General features: G+C 45.8%; 23 protein-coding genes. 11 read left to right on the forward strand and 12 right to left on the reverse strand.

The features are described from left to right. A partial coding sequence (locus EA392_09780) for a hypothetical protein (protein TVR38380.1) occupies positions 1-1,484 on the reverse strand: 1,484 nt, incomplete at its 3' end. 9 nt (positions 1,485-1,493) lie between these two features. Further along, entirely contained in the window at positions 1,494-4,163 is a 2,670-nt protein-coding gene (locus EA392_09785; protein TVR38381.1) for a hypothetical protein, read from the reverse strand. A 501-nt stretch (positions 4,164-4,664) separates the two neighbouring features. On the opposite strand from EA392_09785, the gene EA392_09790 reads away from it, so the two are divergent. The 10 genes from EA392_09790 (at position 4,665) to EA392_09835 (ending at position 11,250) form a co-directional block, all read left to right on the forward strand. Continuing rightward, a complete protein-coding gene (locus EA392_09790) occupies positions 4,665-5,201 on the forward strand; it encodes a hypothetical protein (GenBank protein TVR38382.1) in 537 nt (178 codons plus the stop codon). Between the two features lie 74 nt (positions 5,202-5,275). Continuing rightward, a complete protein-coding gene (locus EA392_09795) occupies positions 5,276-5,770 on the forward strand; it encodes a hypothetical protein (GenBank protein TVR38383.1) in 495 nt (164 codons plus the stop codon). Positions 5,771-6,006: 236 nt separating this feature from the next. Next, positions 6,007-6,432, forward strand: coding sequence for a hypothetical protein (locus tag EA392_09800; protein ID TVR38384.1), 426 nt, complete (start codon positions 6,007-6,009; stop codon positions 6,430-6,432). A 111-nt stretch (positions 6,433-6,543) separates the two neighbouring features. Then, positions 6,544-6,993, forward strand: a complete 450-nt coding sequence (locus EA392_09805; protein ID TVR38385.1) for a hypothetical protein — start codon at positions 6,544-6,546, stop codon at positions 6,991-6,993. Positions 6,994-7,015: 22 nt separating this feature from the next. After that, complete coding sequence (locus EA392_09810; protein ID TVR38386.1) at positions 7,016-7,246, forward strand: hypothetical protein; 231 nt, start codon at positions 7,016-7,018, stop codon at positions 7,244-7,246. Between the two features lie 142 nt (positions 7,247-7,388). Then, complete coding sequence (locus EA392_09815; GenBank protein TVR38387.1) at positions 7,389-7,622, forward strand: hypothetical protein; 234 nt, start codon at positions 7,389-7,391, stop codon at positions 7,620-7,622. Positions 7,623-7,917: 295 nt separating this feature from the next. Further along, positions 7,918-8,250, forward strand: a complete 333-nt coding sequence (locus EA392_09820; protein ID TVR38388.1) for a hypothetical protein — start codon at positions 7,918-7,920, stop codon at positions 8,248-8,250. Positions 8,251-8,435: 185 nt separating this feature from the next. Beyond that, complete coding sequence (locus EA392_09825) at positions 8,436-9,005, forward strand: hypothetical protein (GenBank protein TVR38389.1); 570 nt, start codon at positions 8,436-8,438, stop codon at positions 9,003-9,005. Between the two features lie 56 nt (positions 9,006-9,061). After that, complete coding sequence (locus EA392_09830; protein TVR38390.1) at positions 9,062-10,045, forward strand: hypothetical protein; 984 nt, start codon at positions 9,062-9,064, stop codon at positions 10,043-10,045. A gap of 239 nt (positions 10,046-10,284) precedes the next feature. After that, positions 10,285-11,250, forward strand: a complete 966-nt coding sequence (locus EA392_09835) for a hypothetical protein (protein ID TVR38391.1) — start codon at positions 10,285-10,287, stop codon at positions 11,248-11,250. A 144-nt stretch (positions 11,251-11,394) separates the two neighbouring features. On the opposite strand, the gene EA392_09840 is transcribed toward EA392_09835, so the two are convergent. From EA392_09840 to EA392_09885, 10 genes are all read right to left on the reverse strand, one after another. Beyond that, positions 11,395-12,507 carry a DUF1566 domain-containing protein gene (locus EA392_09840; protein ID TVR38392.1) on the reverse strand — a complete coding sequence of 371 codons (1,113 nt, stop codon included), beginning with the start codon at positions 12,505-12,507 and terminating at the stop codon, positions 11,395-11,397. A 2-nt stretch (positions 12,508-12,509) separates the two neighbouring features. Beyond that, complete coding sequence (locus EA392_09845) at positions 12,510-13,850, reverse strand: PEGA domain-containing protein (protein TVR38393.1); 1,341 nt, start codon at positions 13,848-13,850, stop codon at positions 12,510-12,512. 11 nt (positions 13,851-13,861) lie between these two features. Then, positions 13,862-15,073, reverse strand: a complete 1,212-nt coding sequence (locus EA392_09850) for a PEGA domain-containing protein (GenBank protein TVR38394.1) — start codon at positions 15,071-15,073, stop codon at positions 13,862-13,864. A 4-nt stretch (positions 15,074-15,077) separates the two neighbouring features. Beyond that, positions 15,078-16,511: a PEGA domain-containing protein gene (locus EA392_09855; protein ID TVR38395.1), complete on the reverse strand. Its 1,434-nt coding sequence runs from the start codon at positions 16,509-16,511 to the stop codon at positions 15,078-15,080. Between the two features lie 48 nt (positions 16,512-16,559). Next, a complete protein-coding gene (locus tag EA392_09860; protein TVR38396.1) occupies positions 16,560-17,480 on the reverse strand; it encodes a nuclear transport factor 2 family protein in 921 nt (306 codons plus the stop codon). Between the two features lie 14 nt (positions 17,481-17,494). After that, positions 17,495-18,955, reverse strand: coding sequence for a hypothetical protein (locus EA392_09865; protein TVR38397.1), 1,461 nt, complete (start codon positions 18,953-18,955; stop codon positions 17,495-17,497). 20 nt (positions 18,956-18,975) lie between these two features. Further along, entirely contained in the window at positions 18,976-19,788 is an 813-nt protein-coding gene (locus EA392_09870) for a hypothetical protein (protein TVR38398.1), read from the reverse strand. Positions 19,789-20,179: 391 nt separating this feature from the next. Next, complete coding sequence (locus EA392_09875) at positions 20,180-20,659, reverse strand: hypothetical protein (GenBank protein TVR38399.1); 480 nt, start codon at positions 20,657-20,659, stop codon at positions 20,180-20,182. A gap of 440 nt (positions 20,660-21,099) precedes the next feature. Next, positions 21,100-21,891, reverse strand: coding sequence for a nucleotidyl transferase AbiEii/AbiGii toxin family protein (locus tag EA392_09880; GenBank protein TVR38400.1), 792 nt, complete (start codon positions 21,889-21,891; stop codon positions 21,100-21,102). Then, positions 21,888-22,679: a hypothetical protein gene (locus tag EA392_09885; GenBank protein TVR38440.1), complete on the reverse strand. Its 792-nt coding sequence runs from the start codon at positions 22,677-22,679 to the stop codon at positions 21,888-21,890. Before EA392_09885 ends, EA392_09880 begins: the two co-directional genes overlap by 4 nt. Before the next feature lie 194 nt (positions 22,680-22,873). Between EA392_09885 and fabD the strand changes: the two genes are divergently transcribed. Next, on the forward strand, positions 22,874-23,755 hold the full coding sequence (gene fabD, locus EA392_09890) for a [acyl-carrier-protein] S-malonyltransferase (protein ID TVR38401.1): 882 nt from the start codon (positions 22,874-22,876) through the stop codon (positions 23,753-23,755). Positions 23,756-23,783 lie beyond the last annotated feature (28 nt).

Below are 23,783 nucleotides of genomic sequence, written 5' to 3' on the forward strand. Positions count from 1 at the left end.
CCCACGCGATGTGACTGCCAGAAATAGATGCCGGCAAAGGTCTCCGAACCCTCTTTTTCAGTAGGTCGGGCCGGAATCAGCTTGATGGTGTCGGAAGCGCTCAATGGGGTAATGGAGGCAGCTTCGCGCCAGTTTTTAAACGCTTCGCTTTTGTCCAGGCCCTTGATGGCCTTTTGATCAGTTAGGTGGATTTCCGGTGCCTGGTCTTTCATGCGTTCCGAGAAGATGGTATTGGAGAATTCAACCAGTTTCGGTGTTGATCTCCACGACATTTTCAGCAGTTCGATGTTCAGGTTTCGATTGTCATCCTGCTTTGTAAATTCATTGATTACGCCTTGAATCAGTTGCGGATCGGTGCCGCGAAAACCGTAAATGGACTGTTTGGGGTCACCCACCCAGTAGGAATGTTTTACCAATTCCGAGAGCTTGATGAAAATGCTGAGCTGGATGGGGTTGGAGTCCTGAAATTCATCTACCATCACCAGGTCAATGGTGTGATTGATTTCCTCCATTACAATGGGATTGTCAAGGAGCTGAAGGAAGTAGACTTCCATGTCGGTGAAGTCCACCAGGCCGCGTTCGAGCTTAAACGATTGGTAGGAATCCATCGCCCTCCTGGCCACATCGAAAACGAGCGTGGTGTATTCGAGCACCATTTCGCGGAGCAGGTCGATTTGGGGATAATCGAACTCAGGAATTTGGGTATAGATATCAGTATATTTTTGAGCATTGTAAACACCGCATATACTCTTATACAGCTTCCAGAAATCCCTGATGTCCTTTAAAGTGACTTCCCGGGCATCCAGTTTGCTCAGGTACTTGTCAAATTCCTGTTTGATTTTGGGATATGTTTTGTTGTCGAGTACATTCTCAAACATCACATTTTTGCACTGTTCTACCACTTCCGGGAATACACTGCCTTTTAGCGTACCCGAAAAAATTTCTTCTGCTTTCTTGAGGCTGAACTGCTGGCTTTGCTCATCGTTGAGGTCAATGTGATTGCTTTGGGCCTCTTCCATTATTTTCAATACATCCTGGCGCCATTTTTCGGGGATGTAATGACCCAGTGGGGTGCAAAAATTAAACGAAAAGTTGAGGTGCGAAAGCCGGTCTAGTTCCTGATCTGTAGGCACTTCGGCAATGGCTTGTGTAAAGAAAACCTCTTGTTCATTTTCGCTGATTTCGCGCACTTCCGGTGAAATGTCCAGCAGGTACCAGTACTTCTTGATAAAAGTGTACCCTACGGAATGTATCGTCCCCATCAGGGCTTCCTGCAATTGGTTGGCCTCGTTAAAGCGCTGTTCACTGAGCATTCTGCCCTGGGCTTTTTCGCGTATTTCAGCTGCGGCCTTTTTGGTAAAGGTGGTGAGCAATACTTTTTGAGGGGCATTGTTTTTCTCCACAACCCAGGAGTACAGGTGCTCGATAAGGCTGTATGTTTTACCGCTTCCGGCGCCGGCATTGATAAAGGTGATGTTTTTCATGGATGGTGGCTATTGAAGTGTTCCTTTCAAGAAGTTAAATCCTGTGTAGGGAATCGTTTTCTTTGTGTTATTTTCTTCGGGCAATGGAATAAGGTTGGGCTCCTGGTGGTATGCCAGGCTGGAGAGGTCGGGACCCTCGCCAAATTCAACTTTACCCTGCCTGAGTTCGCTCCAGCGAAACTCCAGTGATCGCTTCAGTTTGGAAAGAATTTCGCTATTCCCGGCCGTTGATGGTACTTTTTGTACACCTCTCCCCTTGAGGTCAGCAGCAGTGAGGAGTTTACCCTGGTCCAGCAGGAAATAAGCGGTGCGGGCTTGTTCGCGTTCGTTGAGCGCTGCGGTATACAGCGCCAATTGGATGGCGGCACCGTCCTCAATTTTCTTGATGTATTTTTTGTCCGAATACGTCCACTTCATATCGATGATAAAGTGTTGTCCATTGCTGTCTTTGAGCAACAGATCAATATAGCCCCTCACATATCCCAAAGCCTCGTCCACAATGCAATCTTCATCGTAGCCGAAAGATTGTTCGCAGGCTTCCACCACAAAATTGTTTCCAGTGATGATTTCCTGCAGGTTGCGAACGGATTTCCAGAGTTTGTAACGGAACGCGCTCATAGCGAACCGGTTTTCGGGTTGTAAAAATGTAGCTCCTTCTGTATGGATCACGTGGTCAAAAGTAATTTTGAATTCATTTTCGGAAATATTGAAAGTAGATTGACCAATGGCGTGTTGAATAAAAAGGTTCTCTACCACTTTATGGGCAATGTTTCCGAGCAGCAGGTTGTCCGAGGGGATGCTCAACCCGCGATTGTCTTCAAACAGCGCCACGTATTGCAGTACCCAGTCCAAGGGGTATTCGATAAATCGCTCCAATGAACTGACGCTTTCAACAGGCCGTCTGGGGATGATTTTGAACGTTTGATCCGAGAGCGCTTCAACTTGTTCCTGAAGCGGAAGCATGCGTTGGGTCTCAAAGGCAGATTGAAAGATAGCGCGATCAATGAGCGCGATATCGTTTTGGATATCCTGTACAACAGCGAGAATGTTTTCGGTGCTTTCGCCAAAAAGCGATTCCATACGGATGTGTAAGGGGTGCTTATCGACGCCCTCTTGTTCGATGAAACAAAGCTTGAGTTTGTTTTGCGTGCGCGCAATGCCACGCACCCATTGTTCCAGTTGAAGGTTGACCTGTGCTTCAGGACTGTAATAGGTGCTGTGATCTTTCAGGAATTCGCGCTCCTCGTGCAGCAAAAATTTCCCCACCGTTGCTTTGAGCGGGTGATCGTAAAAATTCAGGGCAACAACCTCTTTGGCGGTAGTGGAGGCAACAGCACCGAAATCGTCCACAACGCAAACGCTGTTTTGCTGTCGCTGGTAATTGGTGAAATGCGTCGATTCGTAGATTCCCTGAAATATTTTTTCTATTTCCTTTGCGTTGCCTTGCTCCGGAATCAACTGAAGGGTTTGCTGACACAAGCTGTCGAGGTATGTAAACTGTTCCCTTATTTCTGGGGGCAGTCCGGCCTTGCACTTTTCCTGAATCCATTTTTGTAAAAACTGCAGCAAGCTTTTCGCCCGTTTGCGCACCGTGGCATCGTCGCGTTTTTCAAAAGTCAGAAACAGTTCAATGATATTTTGGCGCCTTTTGATTTCATGTTCCTCGGGCGCGGCATCTTCGCCTTGGCCGCTCAGGTAATTTTCAATCACCGCATTCCATTCCGCGTTGCCCACACCGGGTTTGTCGGCCAGGCAGCGGGTAAGTTGGTACGATAGTTTTCTGTCAATGGGGGAGTAGCGCAACTGCAACAACGAAAGCAACGCGTGAATATTCAACTCCCCGGTAATGCACGGAATAACCAGTTTGTACAGTTGAATGGTCATCGGGTTGGCGGCCAGTTGTTTTGAGCCGCTGGCGCTTTTGCCAAATGAAACAAGGCTGTAGTCGAAGTTGGCGTTGTCGCGGTTGATGAAAACGTGTTTTTCGGCGTCGGCGCAATAGGCCATGGCGTCGCACATTTCCTGCTGGTTGTTGAAACGGATAAGTTGCAGGCTGGGGTCCTCATCTAAAGGAGCCAAAGTTCTTTTTGGTTTTTTTCCGCGCAATGCGGCCTGGAACATCCCGAGGTTGTTGGTGGGCTCAGGTTCCGCAGAATCCGCTTCAGAAACCCTGTTCCCGAGGGCCTTCAGTACCCGCTGAATCATGGGTGGCAGGTGTTCGGTTTTGTCGTGCAGCACGATATATTCGAAACAAATTTCCTTCGGATTGGCTTTTTCAATGGCCTGCAGCACATTGCGCCACCGGTCGGGTATGCCCGTGAAGAATGGAGTTTGCTGAAAGGCCGCTTCAACTGTTGCCAGTTGGCCGAGTCGTTGGGGCTGGTTTTTCATATTGTGCTGCCACCCCATAGCGATCAGCTCGTCGCGATACCCCAATAATTCCTGGGACACTTTGAGCTCATCCTTTTGCAGTGAATTGTAAAAGAAGTTATCGTCGCCGGATTTTTTCAGGCAATCGAGCCAGGCTTTCAGCCGCTCGTCGGGCTGCGGAAAAAAATCGAACAGCCCAAGCTCGCGCTCCAGCAGACTCAGCAAGGTCAACGGCCCCACCGGGCGGCTGCCATCATCGTTTTCTTTGTACGGGCGTCCGTCGTAGGCAGTAGAAAAAAGTAGTTTCATGGATATCGTGTTGGTTGACTGTTGGCTCGCTAATCTAATTAAATTAAACCCAAATTATGCAGTAGGAGGAGCGATGAGCTCTGAACTATCTGCCTTAGTTGGGTTAACCCCGATCTAGAGAATCACTTTTTCAGTGCGGCGAAGCGTGCTGAAAATGGTTGATTCTCTTTATCGAATATGCTCTAAGCAAGGCTTATTGCATATTTTGGGATAAATGTACCGTGTGTTATGAGCTGCTGTCACCATATCATTACGTCTGGTCACGGAATCATTGACAAAGTATTTTAAGATATTCTCTTGTTGTCAACGTAAGTCAAACATTTACAAACTGTTGAAGAATCAATCCTGGCAGGATTAAAATTCGTTCCAAATTATGCGATAAGCGGTGCTTATCGCATAATTTGGGTTCATTCCGCTCCGCCCTGTCAATCATTTCTGCAAGCTGCGTATTTATTCCTGTCGGCAAAGCCAAATCAGTATTCACCATTAAAACCACAAATTATGCGTCAAGACGAAGAGCATGACATGGATGATTTCGAAGATGATGTACAACCCTACAAAGAGCGGTTCACTTCTACTTTTGCGCGGTACGAGTGGCATTTACATATCCTGACCTTATCAAGCGGGGGTAACACCATATCGCCGAAACAGGTGTTTGAATTGCTGGACGAGGCAGTGTTTCATAAAGTTGCGGTTGTGAGTGATTTTACGGGACTTGCATTTCTGCCCGCTGCGGGTTCCGTATTGTGGGGAGCCATCAACGAAGTGCTCTATCACTATTACAAAGTGAGAGTGTATGCTGTTATACACTCCATGCCTGTCAATCGGCCCGAAGCTGTTTTTGGTTCAGCGCGTCTCAATGCGGCCGTAGAAGTGATGCGTCCATTTTATCGTGAGATTCGGGGCGAATTGGATTGGTGCAGAATGATGGGGCCGTTAATGCTGGATATGTATTCGCACGGTGTACCCGATTGGATTGAGGAAATGAAAAATGGACTCGCTGCTGCATGTGAAGCCTGTGAGGTACCAAAGCCATAAAGAACAAACTGAGATAATAAAGCGATATGCCGAAAAATGAATTCGATAGATTAGAGGTGAAGGATTACCTGGGAATGGATTGGCGCGAACACGTGTGTCATTTTATGAACCGCCCGTGGAATGTTCAGATGGTGTCTTACGAAAAAATGCCTCAGTACCGCCAGGAAATTGAAACTACGCTCGAAGTGGTGATGCGGTCCGTGGGGTTTACATTTGTACACAGCCTAAACGACCATACTGTGATGGTTTATGGTCCGTTGGTGCGCAGGTCGTTTTGGAGCATGGTGAACCAATACCTTGAGCGCGAAATTAAAACCACCCTGGTTGTAATCAACATGAATACAGCCATGGAGGATCTTTTTGCAACAGGGCAGGAAAATCCAGCAGGTTTGGCGCTCCATCGATTCAAACATTATAAAACTGTAGTGAGCGAGCTGGTAGAAGAAGTATCCGACCATCCGCTTACCATATCAGAAAGAGATTGCTTGCGCAGGAAATATGAGTCCGAACACTACGTAAAACGCAGAATGGCCGCAGCGCTTGGCTTGCGTTCGATGGAAGAAGAATAGGCGTGCAGCTCTGGTAGCGTGGAGGTTTCGGAATGGAATGATCATTTGATTCGCCAAAGGGTGTCAATGATTTCTGCCTCCTGCGTATTTATTCCTGCCGGCATGGGGTAAGGCAGTATTCACCATTAAAACCAATACTTGTGAGTCAAAACAAAACAGACAGAAAGGATGATTTTAATAAGGATGGCAGAAATCGCTTGATGTGCGTTTTTTCGCATCACGAATGGCAACTCCATTTGCTGACCTGTGCAGTTCTGGATGATGAAAATCCGCCGCGAAAAGTTTTCGGGGCATTGGAGCAAGCGGGGTTTGCCAAAATTGTATTGGTGAGTGAACGTACAGGAATGGCTTTCTTGCCTACGGCAGAGGAAGCGTTATGGAAACCAATAAATTACGTGCTTTACAAAAAGTTTAAGGGAAACGTCTATGGGCTGCGGCATACCCATCCAGAAGACAGACCATTCGCGGCGTTCGGAACTGCCAGGCTGAATGCTGCCTATGAGGAGTTAAAGCCTGTAATACAGGAAACCAGGGATGAATTGGCCAGGTGCCAGAACAATGCGTCGTTCGCGCCCGACAGGTATGCAGCCAATGTGGAGCATTGGGGTGCTGCTATGCAGGAAAATTTAGCTGCCGCGTGCGATGAGGTGTTAGAAGAGTAATAAATGAAATGAGTCAACATGTATCAATCACAAATACAGCTAAGTAACTCGTTCACCATGAACAGGTGTGAACATGTGTATTATTTTGTAAACCATTCGTGGAGCATTCAGATGGTATCGTACGCCGGTCAACCGCAATACCATAAAGAAGCAGAAGCCACATTGGAAATTGTTCTGCGGGCTATAGGTTTCAGTTTTGTGCACTCCATTGATGATGATACGGTGCTGATGTACGCTCCAGTCATCCGTCCGTCGTTTTGGGGAATGGTCAATGATATGATTGAGGAGCATGTCAAAACCCCGATTGTTGTTTCAGACCTGAAATCAGAAATTGATCATCTGACTCCAGTTGGTGAGGAGGAGATGATGGCCCGTATTTTTTCCAGGTTGAAAGAATATGAAAGGCTTGTAAAGGAAATGCGTGTCGAAATGGACGCACATCCATTGTCGGAATCAGACAGGTATGACCTCGGAAGAAAATGTATGTCCCGATACCCTGTAAACAACAGAATAACAATAGCCTTGGGTCTGAATACCTATGCAAAAGAAGTATGGCCGTGATAAACCTTAAAATACCTTGTTTATGATTTCTGGACCTGAATACTGCTACATGCTCTTTCATCGCGATCCTGAAATTTTAGAGGCTTTGAGCTGGGAGCTTATAACCATCCCGGGCAGATCACTGCAATTTGTTAACGACCGCATGCTTCTGATCACCTCAGATTTGGATAGAGAAGATATATTCGGAATTTACAGATCTCTTCATTTTGTCATCAATGAAAAAGGGCTGTTTATTCTGCAGGCCGAGCCATAACCACAAAAGCCGAAAAAATTGGACGATGCACTTGATAAGATATTTGCCAAAAGACCCTTATACAGGAATTGATGATATGGATGAATCTGAAAATTCAGTGGTCCAATTTCACGCAAACTCTTCATAAAAACTCATTGGATACATGAAAGAGAGAGTACACATAGAAGCATTGGAAAATGATGATTTCGCTATAAAGGTAGGCGACAAAATCATAGGAAGATTGCTGCGAACCGCTGAATGGAACGGGTACGATTGTATTTTGGAATTTGAATCTTCCGAGCCTTTTGATGATTTCAGAGTAAGCTCATTAATGCAGGGTGCGTTCATTATTCGGAATCACTACGAAAAGACTTTTGGAAAGCAGTTGAATCTTTAGGAAATGGTGTTTGTTGCTTTTTAGCATCTACATCATGTTGCTGCCCTCTAAATAGCCGGACACGATTACGGAAAAATAATTCGTAATCACGAACGTGAAAAAGAATGAAAAAGGAACCAAGAAGTTCACCAATAAGAAAAGCTGGCTATCCTGAAGGAAGCTCGTGAAGCAGATGTAAGGGGTTCACTGGTTAGGTTTTCAGGCATTTTCGTGTGAGCAGTATTGGGTTTATTTAATGACTACTGTCAAAGATTACCCTCCGTATCGTTTATTGTAGATAGAAAGACAAAACAAAATGACAACAGCTTCATTTACCATCCTTATGGATATTTCAAGACATGCCGAGAACCTCTTTTTTGATCTGGAAGGAACGGCCCTTAATCAGAAAGATGTGGATAGGTTGCATTCGGGAATAGCCAAGGCTTTTGAAATAGACACCAGCCAGGTTATTTCCACCTACCATTACTATGAACGACGGCTGGAATACCTGACGGAACAGGAGTCGTTGATGCGCAATGCGTTGTCAGCTCAGGGTTCGGATTCAACAGCACTGAACCTGGAACAGAAAGTTGAACTGGATCAGAGTATGCTCGATTCCATAGTAGAAGAAACAGCCGATGTACATTAGAGCCTGGCAATGTGCAGCAGGAATCTTTTTGAATAAAAACGGCAGTGGGGGTGTCAAGGATTTTTGCCCCTTTGCGTTTAATGAATTACGCAAGGCTTCATCACCGGTGTTTCCGGGCAAATCAACGGGATGATACCGCCTTAATGAGAAGTGGCTAGAATGATAATAACCAAAACCAATTGCCAATGAGACAAGAAAATCAGAATCCCATAAAGTGTTTCGATATGTTCACACCTTTTATACATCAACATCACGACGCAACGTGGACCATTCATTTATTGACTGTTGAAATAGAAGACATCGATAAGTTGCGTGATTTTCAGTCAGATTGCAGCGCGTTCAGTTCACTTACCCACTTGCTGAACTGGGCTGGGATTCCTTTTGTAATCGGACTGACCAACTGGAAATGCCTGGCTTACCTTCCGAGTAATGGTGGCCAGCTATTTACCGATATCAATGACTTGCTCGGGGATTATATAGGTGTAGAGTTTACAATTCTCGAAGTCTCCGCGGATGCTGTGAATAGCATGAAAGGAGGAGTACAGGATTTCTGGACGGACAATCAGATAGTCAAGTTCAAAAAAATGATTCAAATGATCGACACCCATTTGTTGAATTATAGTCGCAGGGCGTTGTCGGAGCATGAATTGAATGAGATCCTCGATGTTATTGCGCGCAAAGGCTTGGATAACCTGCCTTGCCACGCCTATCAATTGCTTTTGAACCACAGCAAATTCCTGCGTCAATCGGCATAGAATAGGACAGAGACTAAATAACACTAACTTCATTATTCACTTTAACCCCCAATTGTATGAAATACCTGAATTCCGATTTTTCTTTGACCAATGATTCGTTAGTAATAAGTGAAGATGGTGAGCACACCACACCCGTCATCAGTGTTTTGATTCGCATGATGCGCGAGGCTCAGGTGAAGACGCTGTATTCGGTGGAAGACCTGCGCGAATTTATTTTCAGAGTGATTTTATTGTATGGCCGCGACCGTCTCATGTTGGGGGACGCTGGAAGTGAATTTGTTGTGAAGGCCATAGCAGATGAAAAGCCTGTTGCGATTGACCTGACCACATTGCATGAGTATGTGGGGATCGCTTCAGAGCAAGGAAGTCTCGGGTTTTCAGACAGGGAGGATTTCATTGCATACCTCCGAAAAACGCATACGGCATCTGAAGCCCGAAAAGCGGCAGACAAAAACCTTCCTGATAACGTAGTGCGCTATGTTGGCCCTATGCAGATTGAAGGAGAGGATTCAGGCATTGATATCAGTGATGACATCATTGAGCGCTGTGCGGCTCTTGCAGAGAAGCTATTTGCGCAAAGCAATGTTGAGGTGTTTGAGGAGTTTGAGGAAAAACACACTGACACCATCGATGCCTTGAAACAGCGGATTGCGCTGAGGGGGTCTGTGGCCTTCCATATTCAAAAGGTGCCATTTGAGGTTATGGAGGAGTGCGTGGCCTTTTTGCGCGAGGAATACGGCTACGACAAAGAGCTATTGAAAAAGCGAGATGCGGAGGAGTTCGCGCTGGATTTCGATTTGATTGAACTGGCCTGGGCATTTGCCAATGACCTGTGCGAATACGAAATCATGGAATCCGTGCCTGTGGCTGCCTGGCCCAAAGAAATACTCGACCTGGATATTGATAAGTACCAGGGTTTGCAGGGCGATGAAATTGGCGGCATCAATTTGCTGGACACCATCCATTATTATAAGCTCGCTGAACTGGAGCCTTTGTTGAAGGGCGTGGAGATGGCAACGGAAAAGGTGAAAGGACAATGATTTGAATAGCGAAAGGCAAGTATTACCGGATTAGAAGCAAATAAGTATTAACCCAAAATATGCAATAAGCACGGCTTATTGCATATTCGATAAAGAGAATCAAACTTTTACAGTCCGCTTCGCCGTACTGAAAAAGTGATTCGCTAGATCGGGGTTATCCCAACTAATGCAAGTAGTTCGGAGCTTATCGCTCCTCCTATTGCATAATTTGGGATTAACAAACAATAAACATTTAAAATATGAACTTTATCGTACCTGATTTTTCTTTAATGAGTTTCCCCAATAATTTCGCAAAGGCAAGTGAACAGCAACAAGATGAATTGAAATTGTTGTTTCAGCTAATGGCTAAAGTTGGCGTTTTTTCGATTTTTTCGAAGGAAGATTTACATGAATTATTGTTCCGAACAGTTCTGTTGACCCATTGTAATTCAACGGGAAATAAAGAAACTGAAGGGCAATTTTTGGTGAAAGGAACAGTAAACGGCAAAGCTGTTTCGCTCGCGTTGGGTAAGTTGCAGAACTTTGTTGGGCTTTCTGCAAAAGAGGGATATATGGGTTCGACAGAACGAGCAGATTTTACCCGTGATCTGAAGCAAAATGAATTGTCAGCAGACGAGAAAGATGATGCCATGATGATTCTTTCGGAATCCCTTGAGCGTAAAATAGACAAGGTGCATATTGTTAGAGAAATGTCCATGGGGGAAGTTTCTGAAGCAGTCATTCAGGGCGCTGAGGATATGGCGCAACAGATTATGGAAAAGTATGACCCCGCAATTTTCAGTAATTTTTTGAACACCCATTCTTCAGCCCTTGGTGATCTTGAGAAGCGCGCAGCCTTGAGAAATTCTATTGTTTTTCAGATTGAGCATGTGCCATTTGAGATAGTTGAAAAGTGCATTCAATTTTTACGCGGCGATGAATATGATAAGGAAAAATTGCGCAACCTCGATCGGGAGGAATTCATCATAGAGTTTGTCTTAATCGAGCTGGCCTGGGCGGTGGCAAATGGTTTAGTTGAAATCAGCATACACGAGCCTTTTGAGTGGGTGAGCGAATCTTATGCTTTTGATGTCACCAACTACGACGGGTTGCAGACAGATGAGGAGACGTCGGGCGGAATTAATTTGTGGCTTACTTACGACGGCTATGAACTCGCTGAACTGGAGCCTATGTTGAAGGGCATTGAGATGCCCCGCAAAAATTAAGGGCTGTTATTTTTTGAGATTGACCGGGTGTTTTTGGGTTCCACCCGGTTGCTCATTGGTTTGTGTTTTGTGGTTCATTCGGCAGACCGTATTGGGAGATTTTTTCCCTTTATGGTCTGTCGTTTTTCAGGCCTCTGCAATTCCTTAGAAATACCGCACCGGACGGACGCGGAGATAAGTGGTTTTAGCCGAGAATCCCGATTGGCCTGTGCCAAAATGAATGCTTTTGGCGCTCGCCGCGCCGTCTTCACTTGAACTCCAATAGGCAGCACTTTCAAAGTTGCCCATTTCTGCCTCAGCAAGATGTGCATACAGCAATTCCAGTTCATCAATACTGGGCAGAAACCAGTCGTCATATCCTGCGTTGCTGTAGTCGTTGCAAAGCTGAGCGGCCTGAAAACAACTGCTGCACGAGTTCAGAATCAATTGTGTATTGGATTGCCCCGATCCGAGTATGTCGGATGTGCCGAATGTTTCCAATTGACAGCACCACGCACCGGTACCGGCATCGTCACTTGCGGCAACAAGTCCGTGGGTTTCGCCCGCAACATATCCATTGTCGCCGGGTTGGAAAATATAGGCCAGTATTCCACCATATGCACTGATTCCCGGACTTGCAAAGTCAATATTCACATCATCCTGATGTTGTCCACACGGCCCGGCAATCGTCCAGCGCAGCGTGTAAGAAGATTCAGGTTGCACGCTCAGGGTGGCGTTCGGGTTGTTGGGGTCGCTGAGGCTTCCGCCCGAACCGGAGAGGATGGTCCAGGTGCCACTCTCACCCAAGGCAACCGGGTTTGCCGATAAAGTCACCAGGTTGCTACTGGCTGTATAGAGCTGATCCGGTCCGGCGTCGGCCACAGTGGTGACGGGCATATTGAGCGCATCTGTTGGTTTGGTGGTCGAGCTTCGCTGAGCACCCGCTACCGCACGAACCTGAAACTTCACTTCGTGACATTCTTCCAGTTGGCTGTCAGGAATTACAGCCTCGTCTGTCCATTCGGTGCGATGCCCTTCGAGGAAAATGGTTTCCGTTTCACCGCTTGTTTCCTTGATGATTTCCAGTCCATCAATTCGTGTTTCGTCCTGCTCCCAGCTTAATTTTACTGCGTTGGTGCTTAGAATTTCCACCTGCAGATTGGCGGGCATCCAGGCTTCAGGTGGTGTTTCGGGGTCGTAGGGGTTGTTGAAGTCTTTCTCACACGCCGTCAATATCACCAGGCAGTACAGCAAGAAATATGTAACGGGGCTTTTCATTTTTAAAAGTTGCTGGTGTAACCAATGGCTGCGCCCCCTTCAACAGGTATTGCGGTCAGTCCCCATTCGCGTTTCTGTTTCTGCAGCTTGTTGTTAAACAGGAGGGAGCCTATGAGCGCAGCGCCTCCGGCCGCAAAGGCAATCGGGTAGATGGTGCGTGCGGTGAGCACTTGCTCGCGCAATGCCGCAGCTTCAGTGGTGGCGTTTTGGTATTTGTTGTAGTCGTTAATGCCCGAATACAAATAGTATCCTCCGGTACCCACACCCGCAAGACCAACGGTGAGTAATCCCCATTTGGCTATTTTGGGTGGATTTAGCGCTTTGCGGTAATTCTTCAACCGGAAATTTTCTTTGGACTCTGCATTTTCATTCACAACAATGCTTTTTTCTGTTTCAAGGTGCCCACCTTTTTGCAGCTCAATGTGGTATTTGCCAATCAACCGCTGCTCCCTGTACGGAGTATTCCCCACCTGCTGTCCGTCAATTCGTATCGTTGCACCGCTCGGCTCGCTGTCGATTTGCAGCCAGCCGGTAATGGGCTTTAAATGAATGTTCAATACACTATCCATTCCGGAGGCCAGTGTCAATTGCGTTTCGAAAGGGTAGTGCTTTTCGAGCTGAACTTTGAGTTGGTAAATTCCCGGATCCAATCCATCTTCCGGTCCGGTTGCTTGATAGTCGCCTTGTCCTTTGACCTGTTGATTCAGTACAATCTCACTGTTTTCGGGCATGGCCCGCACGCTGAGATTTGCCCAGATTGGCTTGAGGTTTACATGTAAGAAACGCTCCTGGTCTTTGTGGATTTGCAACGCAGTGTCCAGTTCAATGTAACGCTCTTTTTGAAGAACTACCCGGTGCGTTCCTGTCGGTAAGCGTTGCGAAAACGGGGTGCGCTCGGCCAGTTCCAGGTCGTTGAGAATAATGCGGATTTGCGGAGGATTGGAGGTGATGCTCAAAGTGCCGCGCTCGTCTGAAGTGGTGAGTACTTCTTCTACTTTGTAGTAAAACACATCTTTGGGTTGTGGGTTGATCGTGGTCACCCGACGTTCCATAAATCCCGGCTTCGCCACAAAAACCATCTGCTTCACCGGGCTGCAAAACACTTCATAGCGATTGGCAGTGGTATTATAGGATTGTTGATTAATCGCCCCCATCGAACTGCGAAACTGTAGTCCTTCCAGGTCGGAGTATATCAACAATAGTGCATTGTCCGGGTATTTTGTATTGGCTTGCACAACGGATGCTTCGGGGGCGGGGAGTTCGGTGACTGAAAACTCGTTGAGTTGGGCTAGGGTAGCACTGCTAGCCATCAATATGCCCAAAATGATGATTATGAACTTCATTTTCTCTGCTGTTAATCTTTGATGCAGCGTACCGAAAGTCCTACACGTTTTAGATAGGTACCTTTTCTAATTCGCTTTTTGATTCCCCTAACAAAAAGCATATTAGCATGGTGCTTTCCGTGTGAATCTGAAGACCAGAAAAACCCATACATTCGAGCTTTTTGAAATCCAACGGCTCTGCCCGGCTGTCTCAATCCACCTGGCAATGCATTGAAGCCGCTGGAATTGGTTGCTTTTTGGTTTTTTACTTTCCAAAAAGTTCTATCGGCACTCTTCATTTTTAGACCGGCATTACGATTGCCCCCGAGATATTTGATGAGTAGATTCCATTCCTGATTATTGGGTACGTGCCAACCTGCAGGGCAGACTCCTCTGCTGTCACCAATTGAATACCAGTTGTAAAGTTTTCCGTACGGATTTTCATATTCGGAGTTGTTGTCATACCAACACCATCCACCTTGTTCAGACGTGCGCCACTCCTTTCTCTGTGAAATATTCGGAATTGGGTCTCCATTACGATATCGTCCTGTTTTTAAGTTTTCCGACATCCAGATTTGATTTCCAATCTTTATCGTTTTGTATTCATTTCCATCAATATCTGTAACTGAGTTTGGGCGCTGGTCTTCTTGCATTTTCAGGTAAACCGATGTTGCAGCTCCTGCAGATAATGTCACGGCCGTATCAATACTATGATAATCCTGTTTTATGACTCTGATTTTATACGTGGCAGCAGGCAATGCACCTTCGAACGGTGTTTTATCACCTAAGGCTATTTCGTTAAGAAATATAGTACAGCCCTCAGGTTGCGTAATAATCTGCAAATTTCCAGGCTCATTGCTTGCGATTTGTTTACCTGTCACTTTGTAGGTGTGTAATGATTTCGGGTTTGGATTGATGTTTTCTATACGTTGCTCTATAAAATCTTTTTTCGCCACAAAAATTATTTGTTTCACGGGGCTGCAAAGCACTTCGTATCTGTTAGATATTGAGTTGTATGTTTGCTTGTTAATGGCTCCCATCGAACTGCGAAACTGTAGTCCATCCAGATCTGAGTAGATAAGCAGTAAGGCATTGTCAGAGAATTGAGTATTCGCTTGAACGATGGTTTCATTTGGGGTTGGAAGTTTACTTATTTCAAACTCATTGAGTTGGGCTATAGCGGTTTGCCCACCCAATATTAGGAGGAATGTCAATAGGAAAGAATGTGGCCAAACTGTTTTCATCGATTCATTCTTTTATGCATCGAATTGAGAGTCCATATTCCTTATCAAAAGCTTTCCGAAACAATTCTCCCGATTCAGAATGGACACTTCGATTCCAGGCTTCTACTTCATCAACCGGCGTTGCTGTCCACCAATAAGCCCCCGTACCTTCAGATTCAAAATACCCTCTAAAATGTCGGCAACCTCCCGGTACCGCCGAAAACTTACTGTCGTTGGTGGCATCGATATTCGGTTTATCCCATCCACCTGAAATTCGTTTCATTTTACCTCCGGCAGTGGCACTTTGTAATCCACTTCCGTGCCCCAGGTAATTTATACTTTCGTCTGGCCTGCCAGCCCTGTGGTCGATATGTACCGCCAGTTCTGTCCATTCCCGATCCGAAGGAATTTTCCATCCTGATGGGCAAACATTGCGTTCGTCATTTACCACATACCAGTTGTACAATTCTCCATACTTTTTGGCCATTCTCTTATTGTTTTCATATTGGCATCGGACTGGTTCTTTTGAATCCCATTCGTAGTCGTTCTTTATTTCCAGAATAGGGTCACCATTGGAGAAACGCTGGGTTTTCAAATTTTCAGCCATCCATTGTTGGTTGCCAATTGTTACCGTTTTGTACTTATTGCCGTCCGCATCAATACAATCCTTACTCTTTGTTTCCCGCAGACTCAAATTAAATTCATAGGACTTCCCCTTTTGAATTTCAATTGTTTGAACTAAAGGTATGTGCTGGCGAGTATTTATTTTAAGCTGGTAGGATCCTACTTCTATTGAATCTGAAAACGGACTGATGCCCATGTATTCGTCATCAATATATATGGAAGATCCAACGGGGTTTGTTTCAATTTCAATAAACCCTTTGTGCTTATTAAGTGCAAACCGAAAAACAGCTTTTTCACCGGAATTGAGATACACAGAAGTGTCCAAAGGGTGGTGGTTTTGCTTTTGGATTCTGATAGTCGCAAGTCCGGAATTCACTTCGGATTCAAATGGAGTCGATTCGGCGGTTTTAATACCGTTGAGCCAAAGTTCACAATTTGAAGGTTCGGTGAAAATAGAAAGCGGAGTAGGAGTTGAACCGCTCAAAGTTTCAATTTTCTTTTCTACTTTGAAATAGAACACGGCCTTCGGTTCCGGGTTGATAGTGCCCACCCGTACTTCCATAAACCCTGAACTGGCCACAAAAATTATTTGCTTCACCGGGTTGCATAGCACTTCGTACCGTCCCGCCCGGCTGTTGTATGTTTGCTTGTTAATGGCTCCCATCGAACTGCGAAACTGTAGTCCATCCAGATCTGAGTAGATAAGCAGTAAGGCATTGTCAGAGAATTGAGTATTCGCTTGAACGATGGTTTCATTTGGGGTTGGAAGTTTACTTATTTCAAACTCATTGAGTTGGGCATAGGCCGGATTGAGCACAAAAACTTCAATTGCCATACATACGATGAGATAGGAATTTTGAAGGAGAATATTCACTGCTTTGCGTTATTTGATAATATCAAAATCACCGAGTTCAATCACGTCTTCACGAGTGGTATGTTTCTCTGGTTGCCACGATCGCACATGTACCATTGGTCGAGTCTGGTCTTCAAAATCGATCATCAAAAACAAGTAGCCTTCGTCGCCGTATGTTGAGGACCGCCACTGCTGTCGCAGATTTACGCCATAAATCTCTTTGCGTGCACCATGCCGTATAATGTCGATATTGTCAAAGCGAACATCAATAAATCGGTTCCGGTTAAAAACCTTTTTCAGATTGTCAATGTATTGGCTTTTGTTGTAGCGAATTAACTCAACCTTTTGTTGCCCCAAAGAAGCCATCATATCTGGGCTGTCTGGTTTTACATTAATTACTCTCCCAACAATAATAAGGGCGTTTTCACTAAATGTTTGTTCCAGCAATTCAAGATCTTGCCGGTTGTATGCTGTTCTAAAGTTTTCGAGAAAGTCAAGTATCATTTGTCGGCGATGAAAGTCGGTGAGATCGCGTCCGTCGGCCATTAATCTACGATATTGGTGCTGCTCAATGCCGAAATATAAATCTTCAATATGGCCTTGTTCGTTAATGGTTATCACGGCTTCCTCTGTAGCTTCCTTTTCCAGTTGCAATGGTATATGGCGAATTTGAAATTGCCCCCCTGGTGTGCGAAGTAGATTTTCTTTCAGCAACGCTTCGGTACAGCGAAATCGAGATGTATTCCAAAGGGTAGAGATACGATTTCGGGCAGCTTCCGAGGCATCGATATTTTCCCAACGGATGTCTCGCTGATCGACAAATGCCGTATTCATTTCTGTAAGCAATGCGCTTAAATTGTGAGCTATGACTTGTTGCAGTGCACTGTTGTCTGCATTGCCAAATTGGACCGCTGTTTTGACCTGTGCCGACAAAGCCAGTGACAAATTCATCAAAAAGGCTGCTATTAATAAAGTTCGACCCATATGGCTATCATTCCTTTAAGTTCACTTTCAAAATTGGCAAATCGTTTCGATGACTTCAAGTCGATTCGACCGCCATCATTAGGCGCAAGCGCATGAAGCAGTATTTTGCTTTTGGGTTCAATTAGCAATATCCAGCAGCGATTGGGATTGACAAAATCTGTCTCTTTGCCAAAAATCACTTTTCCTTGTTGTTTCAGTTTTTTGAGTTTGGCTTGCACCGCATCAAAATCAGTCAATCGAGCAAAACCGTAAGGATCCGCTGGAATTCCGGAGTGGGGCAGAGGCATCTCATCCTCAAGTGTGGGTTTGGGCTTTGGCTGGGTGAACGTTCTTGTAATTGGGTGGAGGTTGTTGTTAAACATTTTGCTTACAGTAAGTGATTCTGAGTTGTTGACGGTCATTCTGATTTCGCCCCCCAAGTCGCTTTTGTCAAGTGTGGTTAACGGCTCTGTACTGAGTACCCTTGCACCGCTTGACCATTGAATGGAACGGATACTCAAATTTTGTATTTCCGGAGATAAATGCACTGTCTCCATGTCTTCCTCAATAATGAAATCTAAATGTATGACTTCGCGAAAATCGACATCAATGATTACATCTTTTGAGAAATTGGTTTCGCTACGAATTTCATTTAAATGTGAATCAATAATTTGTGGGTCAAGGGTGATTTTCATTCGCATCTGTTCTATTTCAGAAACAGGCTGCATGAGGAGGTTCATTGTGCCTCCCATTTCATTGAGACTAGTTGTGGCGTTGTGCGCCGGACAGTCAATGTGATATACTACTCCCGGGGAAGTCTTTCCGGCGAAACTCAGGTCAATCTGAATTTGTTCACCGGGAAATTGTGGGTGAGGTTTTACCTTTTCGCAGTACAATCCCAGTCCGTTCAGGTGATTCCGCAACATGGCTTCCAGGTAGGGTTGTACATTGTGAATGGTGTCATGTGCGGAGTTCCATGAAATAGGACGAGGGCTGTAAAATGAGTGTAGATAGGCGGCATAAGCTTCTGCGATACCACCAATCTTCAGAGCCTTTTTTTGTTCAGCCAGCTCCAGGTATTGATGAACAATGTTTTTTACAGATTCTGCGGTTTTTTTCAGATCATCATGACTGATGTATGCCAAAACGGAATAAGTTTGACTATCCTTTTTTCGACCCGGACGCTCGCAAATCTGATATTTAAGGCCGTCCAATCGGAGCCGGGATACCGTTTCGGTTGAGTTAAAAAAACGCTGGGTAAGCTGATTGTTTTCTTCTAGAGTAGACAGACTGGTGCGGGAAGAAACACGCGAAGAGAGTTGATTTGCCAACAGGTCGTAAGCGCTCTTTCTGGCAGCTTCTTCAGTTTGAGCGGTGGCAGTTGCACTCACGAAATTTTCTGAAGAGAGAATGTCATTGCAATTGAATTGCCCCTGAATATTGAGATGAAAGAGTTGCAACATCGATATGAACAAAATGTACCTCATTTAATTTCAATTGGTAATTGATTACTTTTGGCCTGATAGGTGGCAAATCGATTACGGATATTGTGTCTGGGAATATAGCTGTGGAAATGGGCGAGCATCAATTTGGATTTTGGTTGCGGGTAAATTTGAATCATATGATCAAAGCTAATCAATGGATGGGCCAGCAGTATAAGCAAGGTGTCACCCGAGAATGCACTCCATTTTTCCCAATGGCCACTTTCGGTAACCAAAATGATATCGGCAATCTTACATTGAAGAGTGTCGGCTTTGTAACCGTAATTGTATGTAATCAACTTGAGTATAACCCCGGGGCAATAGCTGGTGTCCACTAGCGAACTGAGTATTGATGCAATGGGCGCTGCGGGATGGCAAACCAGAGAGGAGTCTGATGTTTTAAGAAATACTTGTTGTTGCAGGATTTCATCCCTCTCACCTTCTGCGTGTAAAAATGACCTTTCGGTCAATATGCTATCCGGATATGCTATTGGAGCGGAGGACTGTATGTTCGCCAGTTTCGCATACAATTCACTCGTCAATTCACCTTTGTCACGATTAGTCAACAAACTCACATCGTTGGGAAATGATACGAGGTAGCGTTCGTTTTCCAATTGGAATTGCCAGTGTACCGAGTCTGTTGAAAATGTGTATTGGGCTTCTTGATAATCACCCTTATTGGTGAATTGCACCCAGTCAATTGTTTCTCCATCGCGCTTAACAACTGCATTTGAGCGAAACCTATCAGAATCAATCAATACCGACCAATCGAACATTTGTTCAATGGCTTGCTGTCCGAAGCAATTTGAGCACATCAGGAAGAGCCCCGTGGCCAATAGATAGATGAATGAGTGACAATTCATGATAAAAGCGACCCTAAATGTAGTACGTTTAAAACAAATATTGTGGACAGCCTTGTTGAGTTGCCATCGCTCCGCGCAATATATTGAAAATAGATGATTTAATTGACTTTTAGCTTTTCCAGTGGTAAAACGACCTTGTCGTAAACTCGTTTTGTTTAGGAGCTGTAAACTCCGCAAAAACCAGACAGTTAAAAAAAAACATCTTTGAATGCGTATAAAAAAAGCAAGTTTACCCCAGCCCAGATTGTTAAAATTCTCAAGGAGAGGGAATCTGGAGCAAACATCGCATCGGTTTCACGAGATCACAAAGTGAGTACAGCCCCCCAAAACACTCCACCCCCGCTCACATATTCCGAAACAATCTTTCCGCCACATCCATAAACTCCAGAATCTTTTCGCGGTCCAGCCCGAGGTCTTTTCTTTTGATGAGGAGGTTGTTGCATTCTGGTGAAATTACCTTGCCGGATTCCAGTTGCCGGTAGGTGAGGCACTTGATGTGCTTTTTGGAGAGAATGATAAAGTAACTGTGGTGCCAGGGGTAGAGCCCCGGTAAGTCATCGATGCTGAACTTTCCCGACCGTCGGAATTTCACTTCCACAAAATGCAGCTTGTGGGTTTCGGGATTTTGAACCACGAAATCGGGCATGGAACTGATTTTGTCCTTTACAGCGCCGTAGGTTTTGCGCGTAAGGTTTTCTATACCCGGTATGCTGCGTTCCATGCCATAGTGAAACACGTTGTAATTGTGGGCAAGAAACAATTCCTGGATCAGTGTTTCGGCTACCCGCCCTTTGACGCGGTTGAGTGTTTTCCTCGTATCCATGTTGGTTGATTTTTCCCGAAAATAAAAAGAAATGCATCAATGGTGCGTTCACCCAAACACCGCTATCGCATCACGGACTTTAACATCTCCTCTGTTCCACGGTTTTGAGTTGACCAATACAACATAGCCCCCCGATATGGAGAACCGAATGCCGCTATTTGCGGAGGCAGCTTGGATGGTGGTACATGTCTCACGTTATCTCACAAACTCCCGGCAAAAGATCTCAGTCCCTGTCACCAAACGCTTTCTGAACGGCAGTTAATTTTTCTTTCGCATGTTCACTTTATCCGTTTCGTACATCACTACTTCGAGACATCTAAGCACGCTGAGTGGCTTCTTCAGTTGTTTGTGAATCATCCCGGCGATGTCTTTGGCTTCCTTGGTTGAGGCCAGTTCAATCATCCTGTTCTGATAAGGCAGGTCGGAGGTGAATGAGGCGATTAAAGCCGGGCGATTACTTCACTTTTGAGCCATTCAACGGCTTCTTCCTGGTTGTATTCGATTTCCGGTCTGAGTAAACCTTCCATGTCACCAGTGAAATTCGGATCATTTTGTTTAGCTTCAATGTTGAGTAAAAACTCCTTTGGACTGGGCGGCTTTTTGTTGGTTGCGAATTCGATATACCGGCGAAAGCAAAGTATCATTTCATCCACATTGATTTCCTTGTTGCGTCTGGCATAATCAAGATCAAACAAGTCGCGACCTTTGCTTCTTTGGTATAACGCCCTCAGTTTGGTGCCGAGCAGCTCATTCATGCTGTATGTTCGTATTTCGCAGTTGCCCGTAAACCAATCGCTGCTAATTTCAAAAGGGAAGTCCACCCAGTCCACCACATTAAAATGTTCTCGACAATTGATCTCCAGTTTCAACCGCATCCGAATTGCTTCAAATTCAGAAGTAAACCGGTACAGGGCTTTGATGCCGTGTCCTCTGTTTTCTGTATTTCGCCCTTCTTCAAAAAAGGTAATCACCTCCGCAATGCGTTCCATAATGGGCTTGACAGGACCTGGCTTGATCTGTACTAAATCAATGTCTTCCGAGTATCGCGGCGCTGGTCGCAGATAAAGCTTGTGCAGCGCTGTTCCTCCCCGAAAAGCGAGGTGCCTCCTGAGAAAGTCATCAGAGAATATTTCGACCAATGTTCTGCTGATGATCAAATCCTGCTCAACCTGAGCGAACTCCTTCCAGGGTGCTTGCTCCTGCCATTTTGCAATATGAGGCCTCGGAATCATAAGTCGCTTTCGAGCTTCTGATTGATGTCCACCTTCCATCGGTTTCGCGCACTGCCAGCCTTTTCGTTTTTCCGCGGACTTAATAGAACGGGATAGTAAGGGGTCTTTTTTAGCTCGTTATAGATAATGTCGGCCAGCATTTCACCTTTAGGGAATTGTTCAAAAAGAAACCCGGCTCGCTGTAGGGCGCTTTTGTTGGTGTACCATTGCAGCAATTGAATGAGATCATTTTCCGTAATTTCTTCAGTCAGCTCCTCCAGGGTAGCCAATGTTCGGTTTAGTCCTCCGGTTTTCGAATGGTGATGGATAAGGTCAACGAAAGTGAGTGCAGGTGAGGATACCTGGTATTGCCCGGCATCAGATTTTTTCAGAACGATATTTTGCTGAGGCCAATTACCAGTCGTAAAAAATAGAATGTCAATGTTCTTCTTCTTAATCGAGATGAGCTTCGGCGTTTCCGTTATGATGTAATCTCGCTGAATTTGTTGGTGGCTGGCGCCATGCATTTTAGCGGCAGAGAAAAGGCCCACATAGTACTTTCGATTCAGGTATTTGAACAGTTTGTTGACATACAGTGGGAGCGGTAGCTTTTTTGCAATAGCATATCGCGGTGGAATAATCAGGTAAAAACCTTTCCTCAAGTTGATGATTTCACCCTTCGCGACCAATCGGGCTATTTCACGCTTAACAGCAGTTTCGTCTCTCGGCACTTGCGCCAAAGCCTCGTCCAGTGAGAAGGAGTATTCTTCATAAGACTGTAACTTCTTGATGTACGCCGAGACCGCCAAGCTTAGTAAAATTTCGAGCAAGATACGCTTTTCCGGTAATAATCTCGAAAAAATTCTAAGCAAATTCAGGCCGCTCAGGTGTAACCCGAAGTAATACCCACGTCGATTCTTCCAAATTCCAACCCTGCATCTTCACCACCCATCCCCATTTCCCCACCCCTTTTTCCTACCTTCGCGCCCAAAGCACACAACCCATGAAAGCATATGTTTTTCCAGGGCAGGGCTCGCAATATTCCGGAATGGGGCACACCCTGTACCACCAAAGCCTTGATGCCCGCAACAAGTTTGAGCGCGCCAACGAAGTGCTCGGATTTCGCATTACCGATAGTATGTTTGAGGGCTCCGACGAAGACCTCAAACAAACCAAAGTAACCCAACCCGCCATCTTTCTGCACTCGGTTATTCAGGCCCAGGTGCTGGGTTTTGATTTTGAACCCGACATGGTGGCCGGTCATTCCCTCGGCGAATTTTCTGCGCTGGTGGCTGCCGGTGCCCTCAACTTCGAGGCCGGACTCAAACTGGTGAGCGCACGCGCCATGGCCATGCAAAAGGCATGCGAACTGGCGCCCTCCACCATGGCCGCCATCCTCGGACTGGAAGACGAAGTAGTAGAACGCATCTGCACCGAAACACCGGGTGTGGTGGTGCCGGCCAATTACAACTGCCCGGGGCAGCTTGTCATCTCCGGAGAGGTAAAAGCCGTAAAAACGGCCTGTGATAAACTCACCGATGCCGGCGCGCGCCGTGCCCTGCTGCTGCCGGTGGGCGGAGCCTTTCACTCGCCGCTGATGGAGCCTGCGCGCCAGGAACTCGCCGCCGCCATTGCTGCTACCCAATTCCGCGAGCCGCGCTGCCCCATTTACCAAAACGTGCATGCCAAACCGGAGAAAAACCCCGAAGCTATCAAGGCCAACCTTATAGCCCAGCTTACCGCACCCGTGCGTTGGACGCAAACCATGCAGAACATGCTGGCAGACGGTGCCAAAGAAGTGGTTGAAGTAGGTCCGGGAAAAGTGCTGCAAGGTCTTTTCAAAAAAATGGATCGCGCCCTGCCCACAAGCAGTGCAGGCGAGTAGGGCAGCAGGCCCTGCAATCGCTAAACTT

This window comes from Cryomorphaceae bacterium (assembly GCA_007695365.1).
In the GTDB taxonomy this organism is placed as follows: domain Bacteria; phylum Bacteroidota; class Bacteroidia; order Flavobacteriales_D; family SKUL01; genus SKUL01.